12 protein-coding genes are annotated in these 17,042 nt (G+C 34.0%); 7 read left to right on the top strand and 5 right to left on the bottom strand.

The genetic code is table 11. The features are described 5' to 3' along the window. Positions 1 to 44 precede the first annotated feature (44 nt). The 3 genes from tnpA to ACPUVN_RS05115 all read left to right on the top strand — a co-directional run bounded on the left by tnpA (position 45) and on the right by ACPUVN_RS05115 (position 3,902). Positions 45 to 437: an IS200/IS605 family transposase gene (gene tnpA / locus ACPUVN_RS05105; RefSeq protein ID WP_426370109.1), complete on the top strand. Its 393-nt coding sequence runs from the start codon at positions 45 to 47 to the stop codon at positions 435 to 437. Positions 438 to 1,066: 629 nt separating this feature from the next. Then, positions 1,067 to 2,485 carry a polysaccharide lyase family 7 protein gene (locus tag ACPUVN_RS05110; protein WP_426357701.1) on the top strand — a complete coding sequence of 473 codons (1,419 nt, stop codon included), beginning with the start codon at positions 1,067 to 1,069 and terminating at the stop codon, positions 2,483 to 2,485. Positions 2,486 to 2,957: 472 nt separating this feature from the next. After that, the gene (locus ACPUVN_RS05115) at positions 2,958 to 3,902 is read left to right on the top strand and encodes a polysaccharide lyase family 7 protein (protein ID WP_426357700.1); all 945 of its coding nucleotides are present in this window, start codon (positions 2,958 to 2,960) and stop codon (positions 3,900 to 3,902) included. Positions 3,903 to 4,539: 637 nt separating this feature from the next. Here ACPUVN_RS05115 and ACPUVN_RS05120 read toward each other — a convergent pair. The 3 genes from ACPUVN_RS05120 to ACPUVN_RS05130 all read right to left on the bottom strand — a co-directional run bounded on the left by ACPUVN_RS05120 (position 4,540) and on the right by ACPUVN_RS05130 (position 8,027). Further along, positions 4,540 to 5,652, bottom strand: coding sequence for a polysaccharide lyase family 7 protein (locus ACPUVN_RS05120; RefSeq protein ID WP_426357699.1), 1,113 nt, complete (start codon positions 5,650 to 5,652; stop codon positions 4,540 to 4,542). 489 nt (positions 5,653 to 6,141) lie between these two features. Next, positions 6,142 to 7,152: a Kelch repeat-containing protein gene (locus ACPUVN_RS05125; RefSeq protein WP_426357698.1), complete on the bottom strand. Its 1,011-nt coding sequence runs from the start codon at positions 7,150 to 7,152 to the stop codon at positions 6,142 to 6,144. A gap of 26 nt (positions 7,153 to 7,178) precedes the next feature. Next, the gene (locus ACPUVN_RS05130) at positions 7,179 to 8,027 is read right to left on the bottom strand and encodes a hypothetical protein (protein ID WP_426370110.1); all 849 of its coding nucleotides are present in this window, start codon (positions 8,025 to 8,027) and stop codon (positions 7,179 to 7,181) included. Between the two features lie 720 nt (positions 8,028 to 8,747). Here ACPUVN_RS05130 and ACPUVN_RS05135 point away from each other — a divergent pair. After that, positions 8,748 to 9,746 (top strand): substrate-binding domain-containing protein, encoded by a 999-nt coding sequence (locus tag ACPUVN_RS05135; RefSeq protein ID WP_426357696.1) that lies wholly within the window; start codon positions 8,748 to 8,750, stop codon positions 9,744 to 9,746. 99 nt (positions 9,747 to 9,845) lie between these two features. On the opposite strand, the gene ACPUVN_RS05140 is transcribed toward ACPUVN_RS05135, so the two are convergent. Together ACPUVN_RS05140 and ACPUVN_RS05145 are read right to left on the bottom strand one after the other, a co-directional pair. Next, entirely contained in the window at positions 9,846 to 11,510 is a 1,665-nt protein-coding gene (locus tag ACPUVN_RS05140) for a glycoside hydrolase family 43 protein (RefSeq protein WP_426357695.1), read from the bottom strand. Positions 11,511 to 11,642: 132 nt separating this feature from the next. Beyond that, positions 11,643 to 12,827: an endo-1,4-beta-xylanase gene (locus ACPUVN_RS05145; protein WP_426357694.1), complete on the bottom strand. Its 1,185-nt coding sequence runs from the start codon at positions 12,825 to 12,827 to the stop codon at positions 11,643 to 11,645. Positions 12,828 to 13,325: 498 nt separating this feature from the next. Here ACPUVN_RS05145 and ACPUVN_RS05150 point away from each other — a divergent pair, with 498 nt between their 5' ends. The 3 genes from ACPUVN_RS05150 (at position 13,326) to ACPUVN_RS05160 (ending at position 16,948) form a co-directional block, all read left to right on the top strand. After that, positions 13,326 to 14,057 carry an NUDIX hydrolase gene (locus tag ACPUVN_RS05150; protein ID WP_426357693.1) on the top strand — a complete coding sequence of 244 codons (732 nt, stop codon included), beginning with the start codon at positions 13,326 to 13,328 and terminating at the stop codon, positions 14,055 to 14,057. A gap of 185 nt (positions 14,058 to 14,242) precedes the next feature. Then, positions 14,243 to 15,601: a glycoside-pentoside-hexuronide (GPH):cation symporter gene (locus tag ACPUVN_RS05155; protein WP_426357692.1), complete on the top strand. Its 1,359-nt coding sequence runs from the start codon at positions 14,243 to 14,245 to the stop codon at positions 15,599 to 15,601. A gap of 282 nt (positions 15,602 to 15,883) precedes the next feature. Beyond that, the gene (locus ACPUVN_RS05160; RefSeq protein ID WP_426360567.1) at positions 15,884 to 16,948 is read left to right on the top strand and encodes a glycoside hydrolase family 43 protein; all 1,065 of its coding nucleotides are present in this window, start codon (positions 15,884 to 15,886) and stop codon (positions 16,946 to 16,948) included. Positions 16,949 to 17,042: the final 94 nt, after the last annotated feature.

Here is a 17,042-nt window from a genome sequence, read left to right on the forward strand (position 1 = left end):
TCAAAGAAATACACATCATGTCTTTAGATTAATGTACACACTTTGTGTGGATACCAAAGTATCGACACAAAGTCTTCATTGAACCTTATCGTTCAACAATGAAAGCAATTATTCAAAAAGTAGGATATGACTACGATATTGATATCGTAGAGTTAGAAATTCCGAGTGACCATATTCATATGGTTATTAGAGGGATCCCTAAACAGTCGCCAAGCGATGTTATGCAAATAATTAAAAGTATAACTGCTCGTGAGTTTTTTAGAATTTATCCTGAAATTAAAAAGCAGTATTTCTGGGGCGGTAAATTATGGACACAAAGCTTTTTTGTTGAAACGATTGGTAACGCAACAGAAGAAGTTATCAGGAAATATGTTCAAGAACAGTTAATCGAATTAGATGGTAAAGAAATTAATAGCGATCCACTGAACTTGTTTTGAAACTCGGTCGCTTGCGGCCGAGAATTTTATCCTTCTGTTTTTTAATTCTTTTGTTGTATTTTTGGCTTAGCAACAGTGAGGGAGTGAATGATGAAGTTTGATTTGAATTTATTTTGTAACACGCAACCATTTTTTCAGGGAAATATTAAGGAAGTTTAAGCCCTGCATGGATAAGACTATTAATATATGGCTCTATAGTACGGTCTAATTACATGGCTAAATTGATTGCCTAAATACATAAAGCAGGGAGCTGCCGTTAATTTATTTTCATTCATTGTATTTATAAAAGCTTAAATTATATTTTTGTGAATAGTTACTCAAATTTTTATTATATCTAGTTTATTTAAAATAAAATCATAACGCTTGTAAACCAATTGGTTATCTAGGTTTTTTCGTTTTTACTATGCTAAGACAAACATTATTCAACACTTTTCTAAATAAAATACATTGATTTTGTATATCTTTTAAGTGAATCTACGCTGAGATTTTAATTTGGTAACTACACTATTTGATTTTAGGTTATATAGGTTTGTATTACCCATTTGAAATTTTTTATAGCTAAGTAAGGTCATATTTAATTAGCTAGATTTAATTATTCTTATAAATATAAAGTGATTGGGGTTGTTGTGTTGATAAATTATAAAGTTGTTTTTTTATGTCCATTGTTACTGGCTGCAGGTTGCGGTTCATCTTCTTCAGATGATCCTAGTTCTTCAAGTACAGCAATTACTGTAGAAGCAGAAACTCCAGTTGTTGAGGTTCCTGTAATAGACCTTCCTGTTGAAGAAACGAGCGAGCCACAAGCTGATATTACTTGTAGTGGACTTGCCTTTTTACCTTTTAGCAGTGCTATTGCTACAGACTCAAGTGCTGGTTATCCTGCAAGTAATGCTATTGATGGTAGTTTTATCAGCACTTCACGCTGGTCTACAGCGAGTACGAACCAGTCTTTAACCCTAACACTTGAACAAGCAGCTTTAGTTAAAGGTTTATCTATCACTTGGTTAAACGAAGATAGCCGTAATTATAGTTATGATATTGAAGTATCGACCGATAATAGTACTTGGACTCCTCTTGCGACTTCAGAGCTAAGTGATGAGTCTACCGATAGAGGTGTATTTACAGATCTAACAGATACTACAGCTAAATATATTAAAATTATTACGACAGGTAATAATGTTGATAGCAGCAGTAACATTGTTGAAGTTGAAGCTTTTGGTTGTCAGTCTGATGTTACGTCAGACATCGAGTTAATCGATTGGTATTTAAGTATTCCTGTTGATGAAGATACGGCATCGAAAGCAGAAAGTATTTGGGAGAATGACTTAAATGATGATTACTTCAACTCAGAATACTTTTTCAATTCCCTTGATAACGGTTTAGTTTTTAGATCGCCAATTGAAGGCACTAAAACATCAGAAAACACTAAATATACTCGTACCGAATTAAGAGAGATGTTACGTAGAGGCAATACAAGTATTAGCACTCAAGGTGTTAATGCTAATAACTGGGTATTTTCAAGTGCGCCACAAAGTGAGCAAGATAAAGCGGGTGGAGTTGATGGTGAACTAGTTGCTGAGTTATCAGTTAACCATGTTACAACAACAGGTGACGCTAATCAGGTAGGGCGAGTAATCATTGGTCAAATTCATGCAAATAATGATGAACCAGTTCGTGTTTATTACCGTAAATTACCTAGTAATGAGAACGGCTCGATCTATCTGGCTCATGAAATACGCGGTGGAGATGATACTTATCGCGAAATAATTGGTACACGTTCACAAAGTGCTTCTAATCCGAGTAATGGCATCAAGTTAAATGAACGCTTTGGTTATAAAATTACGGTAGTAGGTAATTCACTGACTTTCGTTCTTACTCGTGATGGTGAGGCAGATCTAACTGAAATTATTGATATGTCTAACAGTGGTTACGACATTGCTAATGAGTATATGTACTTCAAAGCCGGTGTTTATAACCAAAATGATACGGGTGAAGAAAAGGATTACGTACAAGCTACCTTTTATAAAATAGATAATAGCCATGATTAATTAGTCTGTTAAACCTAATAGATAAAACAATAAATATTAAAGTTATTCGTTTTATCTTATTTATCCTTTTTTACTTTATGTATTACCAGTTTATTGTTCTACTCTTCTTTTTGGTCTAGCACTTTGGTAAGGTGTTACGTAGTGTCTAGATGGAATTCATTTAAAAGTGAATCAAAAGCTAAGATTAAAAATAAGTGGTGTAACAAATAGCGACCCGGTGAATATTAAAATGAATAAAGTATTTACTATATTTGGTGAACCTTTAGTAAGGATGCATTAAGTGCTGTAATTAACGATTCTAAAGGTGTTGAAGAGTTTAATACTACTTATAAGTAGTACTTGGACACTAGTTAAATAAAAATATTAGCTTTTAATAAAACCAGTAATGAAAATTACTGGTTTTTTAATATTAATGAGGCAGCCAACATTAAATTGTTATTTATGCATTGGAAGTGCAGAAAAGGAAAAATATATGTTATCTCCTATTAAAGTCTTACTTGTTTTATGTATCGCTATGGGCATAGTTCAGCACAATATTGCGCAAGCACAAGAAATTAAAAATAGCCGTAGTGAAGTGATTAAATTAGATCCGTCATTGAGCCCCGCTGAAAACTTTAATTTAAAACAATGGAGCTTAAGCTTACCTGTAGATACTAATAAAGATGGGATTGCTGATAATGTTCCTGAAAATTATGTTTCTCAAGGGTTAACAATAAAACCTTTGTTTTATACAGCTGAAGATGGCGGTATGGTGTTTTATGCACCTGCCGAGGGACCTAAAACCTCTGAGAATACTAAATATACTCGTACTGAATTACGCGAGATGTTGAGAGAGGGCGATAACAGTATCAAAACGAAAGGTATTTCTAAAAACAATTGGGTTTTTAGTACTTCTAGAAGCGCTATTCGGAGAAAATCAGGTGGTATTGATGGAACACTTGATGCAACGCTTTCTGTTAATCATGTAACAACGACTGGTGATATTAAAAAGCTGGGCAGGGTTGTTATTGGTCAAATACATGCAACTAAAGATGAACCTTTAAGAATATATTACCGGAAATTACCAACCAATACGCATGGTGCTATTTATATCGCGCACGAACCTTTAGAAAGTGATGAGCAATGGTATGAACTTATTGGTTCACGTAAAAGTGATACTACAAATAATGAAGACGGTATTCGTTTAGATGAAGTCTTTAGCTATAGAGTAGAAGTTGATGGTGACTCACTAAAGGTAACTATTATAAGAGACGGTAAGCCTGATGTAGTGCAAGAAGTCGATATGAGTAATAGTGGCTATGAACGCAACGATCAGTATATGTACTTTAAAGCTGGTGTTTATAATCAAAATAATACAGCTGATGAAAACGACTATGTTCAAGCGACTTTCTATCAATTAGAAAATAGTCATAAATAAATGAGCTGGTTATAATTATTCTTCAGTCCAAAAAAACGTTTAGTTTTAAAGTAACCTTTTGAATAATTGATTAAAGTTAACATAAACATAAACATAAACAAAAGCACCGATATTAACGGTGCTTTTTTTATTTCTGGATTAGTATAGTTTTCGGATCAGAAAGGTTTTTTACTCATCTTCATTATTGTTCGCGTCGCTATTTCTAATAAACTCATAAATCCGAAGTCAGGTACCTAAAATAATAAGCATAGTTGTCATACTATCTATAATTAGACGCAGAATTCCCATTTTATTTTTTGTAGCATTAACTTAATTATCGTTATTTAATCAATATTTGAACTCATATGATTTAGGTCGTTTGGTTCAAAGCTCTGTGATTAGATAGTGTATAAGAGAGGTTATATAAGAGAGATTATGTAATTAAAGTTTATGTGAGAGAACTTATGCAATTAAGTATATAACTCACTATATCTTTAACTCTAACTCTATGTCTGATGGGCAGTGTTGGAATAACAAGTTGAAGGGTATAAAAAAGCCAGTGAGTAAGTCACTGGCTTTAATAAAATAATACTAATGATTGAGTTATCAATGAAGGCAAACCAAATAATTTAACATGGATTGCTCACTGATATATTCTTTACTGTTTTACAGAATCACTTAACTCTAATCTACTAAATGTTACTTGAGTGTAATCACCATTATTCTTATCTGTTTTCCAATCGCCAGTACCTAAACAAGCCGCATACCACATGCCTGGAGCGTCTTTAGTACTACATTGGTTATATGCACCAGCTTTAAAGTAAAGCCAATCAGCTGTGTAACCTAATGGATGGTCTTTAGTATCAACTTCACCATAAGCATCTACGTTATTAGCCAAGTTAATTGAGTAATTAACTGTTGGTTTATCTTTAGCTGTAAATGTTAAATGCATTATGCTTCCATCTACATTGATGGTGTAGCTGAACTCTTCGCCAAGTGCAATGCCAGCGCTTCCTGGTTCATCTACATTTCTCCATGTGTTACCCCAAACTGGGTAAGCGATATCTGTTCTATTTTCATCTGTTTTAGGTAGGTTGCGTTCATAAGTCCAAAAAACTGATCCATTGTCATGCCCTGGGAATTTTTTGTAGTAGATCTTAATTGGCTCGTTGCCCCAACCAAAACCTAGGTTTTTTGCTACTAGCGCTTTATCTTTACCCGCATGTATTTGGCCTACAACCACAGAGAAGGCTGGTGGTTTTAGTGGATTCATAGCACGTAGTGCAACATGGTCTACTTTTAATGTAGCTTCCATTTTTCCGCCAATAGCACCGAAACGTTCTGATAGAGGATGGGCTTCTATAGCGAAGTTATTTCCAGCATAGCTTGTTTTGATTTTAGTATTTGTTCCACGAAGCATTTGACGAAGTTCGCTACGTGTATTTGATGAGTTAGCTGAAGTTATTGCTTTGTTAGGAGCCGTAAATACCATGCCACCGTTTTCATCAATATAGAAAAAGTCAGGGTGTGAATAGGTTTGCATTTCTTTTACTGTGATTGTATCTATTTTTTTATCATTATTTAAATCTACAGGTACATTCATTTTCCAGTGAGATAGGTCAAATTTATCAGCAGGTATAGATTGCGTCGTGTTTGACTTTTCAGCATCTGATGAAGTCATATCAGTACTAGAACAAGATGCCAGTAGAGATATTGAAATTGGTAATATAGCGCCGTAGCTTATTACTTGTTTTAATATGTTATGTTTCATCATTTTCTCTTTATGTTATTTAGCGCTTAATATGCTTTAAGCGTTTTTAATTATGAATTGAATAGGAAAACTTATTATATACATTAGCTTCAGTTCTAACTCGGACTCATTAAAGCCGAGAAAGTTTATAAGATTTCTATCATTTGTATTTATAACTTATTCACTAAGGTTTGAGTAAGTAATTGGTAATGATTAGTGTAAGTAAATGTAAAGCCAATAAGTTAAAATACATCAAACCAATTTATACTGTCAAGTTGCTTGTATCATGCTTATACATTGTCAGTAGTAAATGATAAAACTCTGTCAGCTTAAAATTTGGGTTGAGGATTAAATAAGATAAATTTAGTTTGATGTAACTGGAATTGAAGAAAGGTTAATAGGATAAGTGGAGACTGATTTGAATAACGTTGATGTGTAGGTAATAGAAAGTAAACTATCGCTTACTTTCTATTATTCTTTAGTTTAAATATTTGTAATCTTTTATCTCGACTAGTTAAACACTTTATCAAGCTTGATACGTTCCACTGATTTCAGCTCTGGCGAACCACCTTGCATTCCTGATCCAGAGGCTATCCATAAGTATCCATTCAATTCAATTACACCACTGCCATGTCTGCCTTGAGTTAGCGGTTGTTTAGTTTTCCACGTTTGTGTTTGAATATCAAAAAGATGAACTTCTTCGTGTGCTTTAGTCGGATCTGCGCTTTCACCACCCACCACAATAAAACCAGTATCATGGGCGAATAAAGAAATCCCCGCTCTAGGTACAGGAAGTTTACTATCTGCTATTTGCCACTTATTTGTTGTGATATCAAATACATCGACTTTGGCTTCAACGAGTTCAAATACTTGTTTATTGTCACCAAAAGTACGACGTCCACCTGCGATATAAATATGATCATTTATCATTAACCCTTGAGCGTGATCTCGCGCATGTGGAGCGTCAGCAAGTACTGTCCATTTATCTGTTAGAAAGTCATAACGATCTACCCAATTTACATTGCCGCTAAGATGACCATTAGTTATGCCGCCAATAAGGTAAAGTGAATTGTCTTTAATGACAGCTACTGTACTACCTCTCAACCTTGCTTTAGGAATAGCAGGACCTTGTTGCCATTTATTCTCTTTAGGATAAAAATAATAAATATTTTCAACCGGTTTCTCATCCGGATAACCACCTGTCATAGCGCCTGCTACCACTATTTTATTTCGCCACACGCTAGGCTGAAAATGATGTAGCTCAATCGGGGATTTCTCCAATGCTTGCCAAGTTAAATTATTAGGATCAAATACATCAACAGGTTTTATTCCTCTACCGCCAATCAAATAACCTTTATTATCAAACTTTACAAAGCCGGCTTCATGACGAGCAGAAAACTCTTTAGATGTTTCTACAGTTTCCCAAGTCTCTGCTTTACATACGTTAACTATGGTAAATAGGGCAGCAGTAAAAATGAAGAGTGACTTGGCGACATTGAATTTATTAATACTCTTTTTCATAATTGTCTCCACGTTCTAGTTGATCATTAATGCTTTTTGCTAAGTGCATTGGTTTTATTAAATTTTGCGAAAAAGTCAGAAACCGTATCAACATTTGTTATATCTAAAATATAAGTGACTTCAACAAGATCTGAAAAGTCAGCACCACCATCAGCAATATTTTTATTGTTATATCGACCATTAACACCATTGTATTTTTTGCTAACCTTATTCGCTTCTATCCATGCTTTAGATGAAATAAGTTGAGGATTTTCAAGTTGTTTAACTGAATAATCTTTATTGTTAAAACCAGGCGAACTATTCTCTTCTTTATTACCGTCTTCGATTTTAATGTAGGTTGTTTGCTTTTTAGCAAAAGCTAATGCATCAACACTGGTTTCATTCTCATTCCATGTAGCGTGCTGAACAACAATGATTTGGTCTTTAGTATATTTAACCCCAAACCCTGTAAGCGCTTCTAATAGTTCTTGTGTGAAGTCACTTTGCCCAGCTTCTGTTATCCAAACACGACCATTTTCAGATAATGTTTTGTTTATCTTTTTTATGGTTCTATTAATCGATGTTTGTCTGTATTGATGAGCGTCAGTCCAGTTCTCATTAAATACAATATTGAATAACTTATCCGCAGGAACATACAAGCCGGCTTGTATGCCGTATGTACCGCTAATTGCATAATAATTGATGCTGCTAAACTCATCAGATTGTAAAATTAAATCTAGTGCAGCTATGGTGTGTACATCATCTACATCTGTTTTAAGGTCGAAGTTTAATAATAGTAGGTCTTTGTCTTTATTGAATTTAGTATCAGCGCTATAGCTGTTGAAAGAAAATAACGTTGTTAATACTAAGGCAAATGTTAATAGTTTTTTAGTCATGTTTAGTCTCTTAATTGTAATGTTATTGTTTATTTGACTATAACATGAAAGTGTAAATAATAAAGAGTAATGTTAGTGTAATTTTTGTTCTTTAAATAACACCGCATGAGTACTAAGAATGATGAGAGGGGTTGTTAAGTATTTTTGGTCTGAATTTTATTCGAACTCATAAAGCTTTAAGTAAATTACCTCGAATTTAGCGAAGTGAGTTAAGAAAATATGAATTGCTATTAATAATGTTAATACAAACTAAAAAGATGAATAGCACTTAGTCTTGATGAATATATTTTTTACTAAAGAAATTTATTTTTAATCGCTTTGTAAATGATTTAATAACATAATTTACTTTGTATGTTTTGTTATCTACTCCTATGGTTTTCAAGACAATTTTTTATTTATCAAAGAGACTTTAAGGCTTAATTTTTATATAATGTTTTAGTTAAGAGCAGTCCGGGTTAAGTTGTTTTACTCAGCTATTTTTTTAAGCATGTTATTTAAGTGTTTATCTAGGTTATTTTTATCTCCGTTAACTCACTATCGGTTTGATAAAATACTTTGATAATCATATGAATATCATCATTGATTGAAGCTTTTCATATTCGCGTGGTGTGCAATCACATAATGAAAACTATCACTTAATGATTCAATGAGTTATAAAACCTATTAACCCGATCTTAGGTTAGTTAATTTTATAAGGGTGTGTTTTTTACACAACAAATTATGAATAAATCGAGAAGAACTACACTGCAAGATATTGCTGATGTTGTAGGAATGACCAAAATGACGGTTAGCCGTTATTTGAAGGATCCTAAGTTGGTTGCTGAATCTTCCCGTCACTCCATTCAATTAGCCATTAATAAGCTCGGATATATTCCGAATAAAGCCCCTAATATCCTTTCTAAAGGAAAAAGCCAAGCTATTGGCGTACTATTTCCTTCTATATCAAACCATGTTTTTGACGAAGTTTTACGTGGTATTGAGTCGGTTACTGAACCAGCTGGCTATCAAATTATGATTGCTCATTATGCCTATTCTCCTGATCTTGAAGAGAAACGTATTAGCTCACTCTTGGGCTATCATGTTGATGGCTTAATCTTGTCTGAAAGTGTACATACAGAGAATACACTTCGCATGATAGATTCGTCAGGTGTGCCTGTGACTGAAATTATGGATACTTGTAATACACCGATTAAGCAAGCAGTAGGTTTCAATAATTTAGATGCGGCAAAACAGATGACTTTAACCATGCTTAACAAGGGGTATAAAAACCTTGCCTATATTGGTTCTAAAGGTGATGTTCGAGATTTACTTCGTCAAGAAGGTTATGAAGAAGCTGTTAAATCTCATAATTTACCGCCTTTGATTTTTCGTTCTCAAGAATTTACTTCTATTCGTTTAGGTTTTGAAATTTTAGACGATATATTAGCGTCTGAACCTAAAGTTGATGGGGTTATTTGTACTAATGATGATGTTGCAATGGGCATGTTATTAAGTTGCAAAAACAGAGGTATTAAAGTACCTGACGAGTTAGGAATAGCAGGTATGCATGGACATGAAATGGGCAAGTTATATTCTCCAGCTTTAGCAACGGTTATCACACCAAGATACCTTATTGGTAAAATAGCAGCTGAACAATTAATGGCGAGAATAAATGGCTTAGAAGAAATAGAAACTTATATTGATTTAGGTTTTAAACTCAATGAAGGTGAAAGTATTTAACCAAGTTAAATAAGTTCTAAATTGAACTATGAATACGTTTTTATCCATAGTTCAATCCAAAATGAAGATAGATTTAATTATTAAAATACATCTGTTTTATTATGACTTCTCTTGATACCTAAAAAAGTCAAAATCAGCATGAAGTTTTTGTCCTGAAAGATCTTGGCAAGCCATACCAAAAAATGCACCGGTAAAACAAGGGGAATAACCTTTCTCGGTATGCACTACATAGTCGTCTGACAATATACTTCCATCTAATTTAGGTCCGATTTTTATCCATGCAGGGAAGTTGTTTTTAATGCTGGTAGCAAAATAAAACTGAATGCTTTCTCCATTAAAATCAGCTTTTAGAAATACTTTATTAATACCTGTGACTTCAATTGCGTCTTCTATAGGGTGCGATGTTTTATTATCGTCACAACTTATGATACTGATAAACTTTTTACCTGAATAAGCCCCCATATCATCACCTGTTATATGTAAATAATGATAATGAGTTGTGTTGTAATAACAAACTAAGCCTGCCATTTGCTGAAAGTTTTCAGGTTCAAACTCTACGCAAGTAGTCGCTAAGGTATGATGAGCCTGCACTCTACGAGCGATCATACTTTGTTCAAAACATGAACTTAAAGATTCTCTGCCGTATAGGCGTAAATAACCTTGGCGGTCGGTTTGGCTTATCCAATCTCGTGTCATCGGTATGCGTAAGCTTTGAAAGTTAATGTCTAAACTCGGCAAATCAAAACTAATTCTTGCTTGCTCTGTTTTAAATAAATGCTCTGGTAAGTCAGGGGCAGGCACATATTGACGAGCTACTTGATATTGATTTTTTGAATCTATCGCGGTCGATTCATCATTACATTCAAAGTCGTTATCAAGATAAAGCCAGTCATCTTCTTTCCATATTACTTTTTCTATTGCTGTTTCTCTTCCGGTAATACATCGTCCTTGTTCAGTAAGCGGTCTTCCGGTAAGGAATACCATGTACCATTCACCATTTTGGGTTTCAACTAAATCGGCATGTCCGGTCTTTTGCAAATAATTACTGGGTGCATCTTTAGATGTGATGATTGGGTTATTAGGCGCAATCTCATAAGGACCAAAGATAGATTTAGAACGCGCTAAAGATACACAATGATTATAACTTGTGCCGCCTTCAGCAGTTAATAAGTAAAAATAACCATTCTTTTTATAAATGTGTGGTCCTTCCGTTAAGCCATGTTCGCTTCCTGTAAATATATGATGAACTTTACCTATAGGCTTTTTTAAATAACGGTCAAATTCTTGAATAACGATGCCACCAAAAAACTTACTCTTTCTGTGATCAACAAGCATACTCATAAAGTACGATTTACCGTTATCGTCATGGAATAGCGACGGGTCAAATCCAGATCCATTTACAAGTGATGGTTTAGACCAAGGACCTTTAATACCTGAAGAGGTAACAACATAATTAGGTGTATCTTTCCAATCACCATTAAAGTTTTTTACTACCGTATAAGTAAGATAAAAAACACCATCTACATGAGTTAAACAAGGTGCCCAAATACCACATGAATCTGGCACACCTTTAATGTCGAGTTGCGATTCTCGATTCAATGGTCGAGTAATTAACTTCCAATTTACTAGGTCTTTTGAATGATGAATTTGTACACCAGGAAACCATTCAAAAGTTGATGTAGCAATATAGTAATCGTCGCCAACTCTAATAATGCTTGGGTCAGGATTGAAACCTTTTAAAATGGGGTTGGAAATTTTTTTCATAATTTACTCTTCGTTGAATTGAATCACTTCTTTTGAATAAGGTTGGTAACCATAACTAACGAAGCTTATGATTACCGGGGGGAAGGGTATATATTTGTGCTATTAATGTGTTCGTAACTTACTAAGTAAGATTTATTGCTCGCTCAAACTAGGCACAAATGATTTAGCCTTAAGTTGACGGTCAAATAATAATGGATAGTCTGTACGGCCAGGCATTGGCCAATCATTTCTCCATGTATTTGCATCACTAACACCCCAGAATGTAACGCGCTTGATTGCATCTTGATGCTTATTAAATATTTTAAATAACGCTCTGTAACGATCGCCTAATTCATTTTCTACAGATTCAGGTAAAGCTGTAGGGTATGGATTAAAAGAATCTTGTAGTGCTATGTTTAAAGAAACATCTGCGCCCATGTTTTCTTCATCAGGAAACGGAATAACGGACACATCTAATTCAGTAATTAAAACATCCATATTTAAAGCGCTATAAGCTTTTATAGAGTCTTCAATTTCGTTTAATTCAGGTGAAGTTAGCGAATAATGTGCTTGCATACCTACACCATCAATACGTATACCTTTGCTTTGTAAGGTTTTAACTAATCTTAAAACACCGTTACGTTTTTCAGGTTTATATAAATTGTAATCATTGTAATAAAGCTTAGCTTTTGGAGCTGCTTTTGCTGCCATAATAAAAGCTTGTTCAATAAAATCGTCACCAATAATTTCTGACCATTTCGATTCTCTTAAAGAACCATCTTCATTTAATGCTTCGTTAACGACATCCCATGCATCGATTTTACCTGCATAACGACCAGCAACCGCGTTAATGTGATCTTCCATACGTTTAAGTAGTTGAGTTCTATTCAGTGGCTTGCCATCTTTATCTTCAAATACCCAATCAGGAACCTGTGAATGCCATACTAATGTGTGACCTGTAAAAAAGTGGCCATTTTTATTTGAAAACTCAACTAATGCATCGGCGGCTTCAAAATCGTAAACACCTTCTGTAGGGTGAATACGTTCCCATTTCATCGAGTTTTCTGGTGTAACTGCATTAAATTGTTGATTAACAAAAGGAAGTACTTCAGTCGCTTGACCTATTATTTGCTCACGACTTAAAGCGGTACCTATTTTATATTTAGTTAAAAATAAGTCTTTGAGTGCAACGGAATCATTGATTGTACTTTCATCTGTTAACGCTTTTGCAGTCGCGGTATTTTCTTGAGTATTATTATTTGAATTAATACATCCAGACAAAGCCAATGTGATAGTAGGGATAAGTAATATAGTTTTAATGGTTTTATTTTGTAGCATAGAAATCATCATCTAATTGTAATTATGACTATTACTATAATCGTTTAACAGGGAAACTTACAATAACTTTTAACAAAAAAATCATTTTATTAATATGAGTTATTGAAATTAAAGTATTTATTTATCTCGCCATTTGAATAATCTAATGTGCATTTTAATTGTTTGAAAACCTTGTCTTGAGTTTTAACTTATTAAGTTAACCTTCATATCTATTAGCCAATTATCTATTTTTTGACATCAGGTTGATAAACCGTTTTATATTTTTATGGTTTATTATGGAAATAAGCATTAAAAGTTACCGGTAACATCGTAAGTTATTAATATTATTAATGAAAAATCTATCTATTTTCCGTAATATTATATCGAATTATTGATTTGTTAATGTGGAGTATGTATTCTCTTATTTATCAAATAGTCTTTATAACTATATAGGTAGAGAAGATGACTTTTCTATTCAATATATAATGTATTACAACAAAATTAGTTAAGAGCCAAATTATGCACCATAGTTCATCTAACATACCAAGCACAGTGCTTGATGAAGAAAAAATTCCTGACGATTGTATTAGCAGCCTTACTGTAGATAACCTTATTTTTACATTGCACGAGAGCAAGTTAAAAGTTTTGTTAGTAAAGTATAATAGGGGGTTAGCTAATAATCAGTGGGGGTTAATTGGACACTGGGTTAGACATGATGAAGATCTGAAAGATGCAGCATTGCGTGTTGTTAAAAAAACCACGAATGTTGATAACCTTTATCTTGATCAACTAGGCGCTTTTGGTGATGTTAACCGTTATCCTGCTAGCCGTATTATTACTATTGTTTATTATTCGTTAGTGAGATACGAGGAAACCACCTTAATTTCAGGCGAAAATGCTCTTGAATGTGAATGGTTTGATGTTTATGACTTACCTAAACTTATGTTCGATCACTCTGATATTTTAGCGGCAGGCTTAAATTATTTAAAATATAAAGTACGACATGAGCCAATAGGTTTTAACTTATTGCCAGAAAAATTTACTTTATTAGAACTACAAGAAATTTACGAAGCTATTCTTAATAAAACTTTAGATAAACCTAATTTCCGTCGTAAATTTCAAAAAATGAACTTATTAATTAATTGCCAAGAAAAACAGAAAAAAGTCGCACATAGAGCCGCAACACTTTATCGATTTGATATTAATGTTTATGAAAAACTGAAAGAGTTTGGTTTTACCTTCGAGTTCTAACGCCACAATACTTAATTATTAATGCTAATTTCCCTTTTAGCACTTATTAAAAAAGACAACATTTGTTGTCTTTTTTTGTTTTAAATCTTTGTTCTTTTAATACCTGCTTTACATCCAACTAAATTAGATATAGTATTTTCGACTATATCGATAATTAAACCATGTATGTTGTAGGTGGGTTCTTAATGAAAAATAAAAAAAACAAATTAAGCATAAAAGAAAAATTTGGTTACGGGTTAGGGGATACAGCGAGCAACATTGTTTTTCAAATGGTTGCTAACTTCATGTTGATTTTCTACACAGATGTTTATGGTTTATCCGCAGCTGCTGCAGGTACATTACTTTTAACCGTGAGATTATTTGATGGATTTACCGATCCAATCATGGGAAGTATTGCAGATAGAACACGAACAAAGTGGGGCGCATATCGTCCGTACTTACTCTTTTTAGCTGTACCTTATGGTGTATTTGCTTGTTTAGCTTTTATAACACCCGATTTTGATTCAACCGGTAAGCTTATATACGCCTACGTGACTTACGGGTTATTAATGACGTGTTATACCGCTATCAACATTCCTTATGGAGCATTAGGTGGTGTTATGGTGAATTCACCGAAAGAGCGAGCTTCATTACAATCATATCGCTTTGCAATGGCAATGGCTGCATTGGTAGTTATTGTTTGGGCTTTACCTAAGCTTGTTGAATTCTTTGGTGAAGGGAACGATCAATTAGGCTATCCGTTAGCTATGGCATTTATGGGAACGCTTGCGGCTATATGCTTTGTTTTTTGTTTCAAGATGACTAAAGAAGAAGCTCTACCTCCAGTAGAAGAAAATCGTAAAAGTGCTTTTAAAGAGTTTTTCTCACTATTTAAAAACGATCAGTGGGTCATTATTGCTGCAATTAGTTTAGCAACTTTAACCTTAATAGGTATTAGAGCGTCTGTTGCTCCCCACTATATTAAATATTACGTGGGTGAAGAAGATTTAATATCATCGTTTCTTACCATAGCCGCTATCGGTTCAGTTTTAGGTGCAGTTTCAACTAATTTCTTAACTAAGTACTTCGAAAAGAAGGTGTTGTTTCAAGTCGCTATTGTCGTTGTGATCATTTCTCATAGCCTTTTCTACGTAGTTGATTCAAGCCAAATCACGGCCATTTTCATTATTTATTTCATCGCAAACTTTGCTCATATGATGATCACACCGATTATGTTTTCTATGGTGGCTGACACCGTAGATTATGGCGTGCTTAAAACAGGTAAGCGCCTAACTGCTATTACATTTTCAGGACATTTATTAGCGATTAAATTTGGTTTCGCTATTGGTGGAGCGCTTGCTGGATGGATACTTGCTAGTTACAACTATGTACCGAATCAAGCACAAACAGAAGATACTTTAGACGGCATTTTATTAGCTTTTGCCGGCATACCTGTTATTTGCATGATATTGAGTTTAATACTCATTAAAAAATATAAATTAACGGAATTGGAAGTAGAAAGAATTCAATCGAAGATTGAGCAAGATGGAATAATACCAAGTTGATTAATTAATTGATCACTTAGCGAGAATTAAAAGGCTTATAGGCACAGGTTCATAGTTCCAGACTGAACCTAAGCACCTACATCCATGTACGCGAGGCATTTATTTAAGAAATAATAGAGCAACTTAGTACTGATCTTAGCGTAGATACCAAAGAACTAAGTTGTCTTTTTATTTGTTTTATAGGTCTAGAAAACGATTAAAAAAATCTAGTAAAACATTAAAAATAAACACATTTATTAAGTATTAATAATTTCAGCACAGTCATAGGGAGATTTTATGACAATTAGTAATCAAGCAAAGGTTCAGCCGGACTCATCTCTGAGTCATGCAGAGCAAATTCAATTAAAAGACTTAGAACGCGCTCAGTCGTTAAAGCAAAAAAGTGAGCCGCTTGTAAGCCACATTTATACCGCAGATCCATCAGCTCATGTATTCGATGGCAAAATTTATATTTATCCTTCTCATGATGTTGAATCAGAAACTAGCATTAATGATGATGGTGACCATTTTGCAATGAATGATTATCATGTACTTTCACTTGATCCTGAAGACTTTAGTGCAACAGATCATGGCGTATCATTGTCAGTTGCTGATGTGCCTTGGGCTGATAAACAAATGTGGGCGCCTGATGCAGCTCATAAAGATGGTACTTACTATTTTTATTTTCCTGCGCGAGATAAAGACGGTATTTTCCGTATTGGTGTAGCTTCGGGTACCTCTCCAACAGGACCATTCACTGCAGAAGAGAACTACATACAAGGTACATTTAGTATAGATCCTGCTGTTTACGAAGATGATGATGGTAGCTACTACCTTTATTTTGGTGGTTTATGGGGTGGTCAGCTACAAAATTGGCACAATGGTGAGTTTTCTAAAGAAGATATATATCCAGCAGATGACCAACCAGCACTCAATGCAAAAATGGCTAAGCTATCGCCAGACATGCTTGAGTTAGCAGAAGAGCCTAAAGACATTGTAATTATTGATGAACATGGTGAAGCAATTACAGTAGGTGACAATGATCGACGATTCTTTGAAGGTCCGTGGATCCATAAATATAATGATGTTTATTATTTCTCATACTCTACGGGTGATACTCATAAAATAGCTTATGCTACTAGCCATTCACCTTATGGTCCGTTCACGTATAAAGGCGTTATTTTAAACCCAGTATTAGGCTGGACTAATCATCATTCAATTACCTGTTTTGAAGGTAAGTGGTATTTGTTTTATCACGACAGTAGCTTATCAGGCGGCCAAACGCATTTACGTTGTGTAAAAATGACTGAACTGATCCATGATGAAAACGGCAATATTGAAACGATAGATGCTTACGAAGAGGAATGATTTTTTTGATAAAAATAGATATAGTCCTTGTAACTTTATGTGGTAAAGATTAAAAATAAGCTAACTAACATAAGTTAATAATTAGACTATATTT

Source organism: Pseudocolwellia antarctica (genome assembly GCF_049933045.1).
Taxonomy (GTDB): Bacteria; Pseudomonadota; Gammaproteobacteria; order Enterobacterales; family Alteromonadaceae; genus Pseudocolwellia.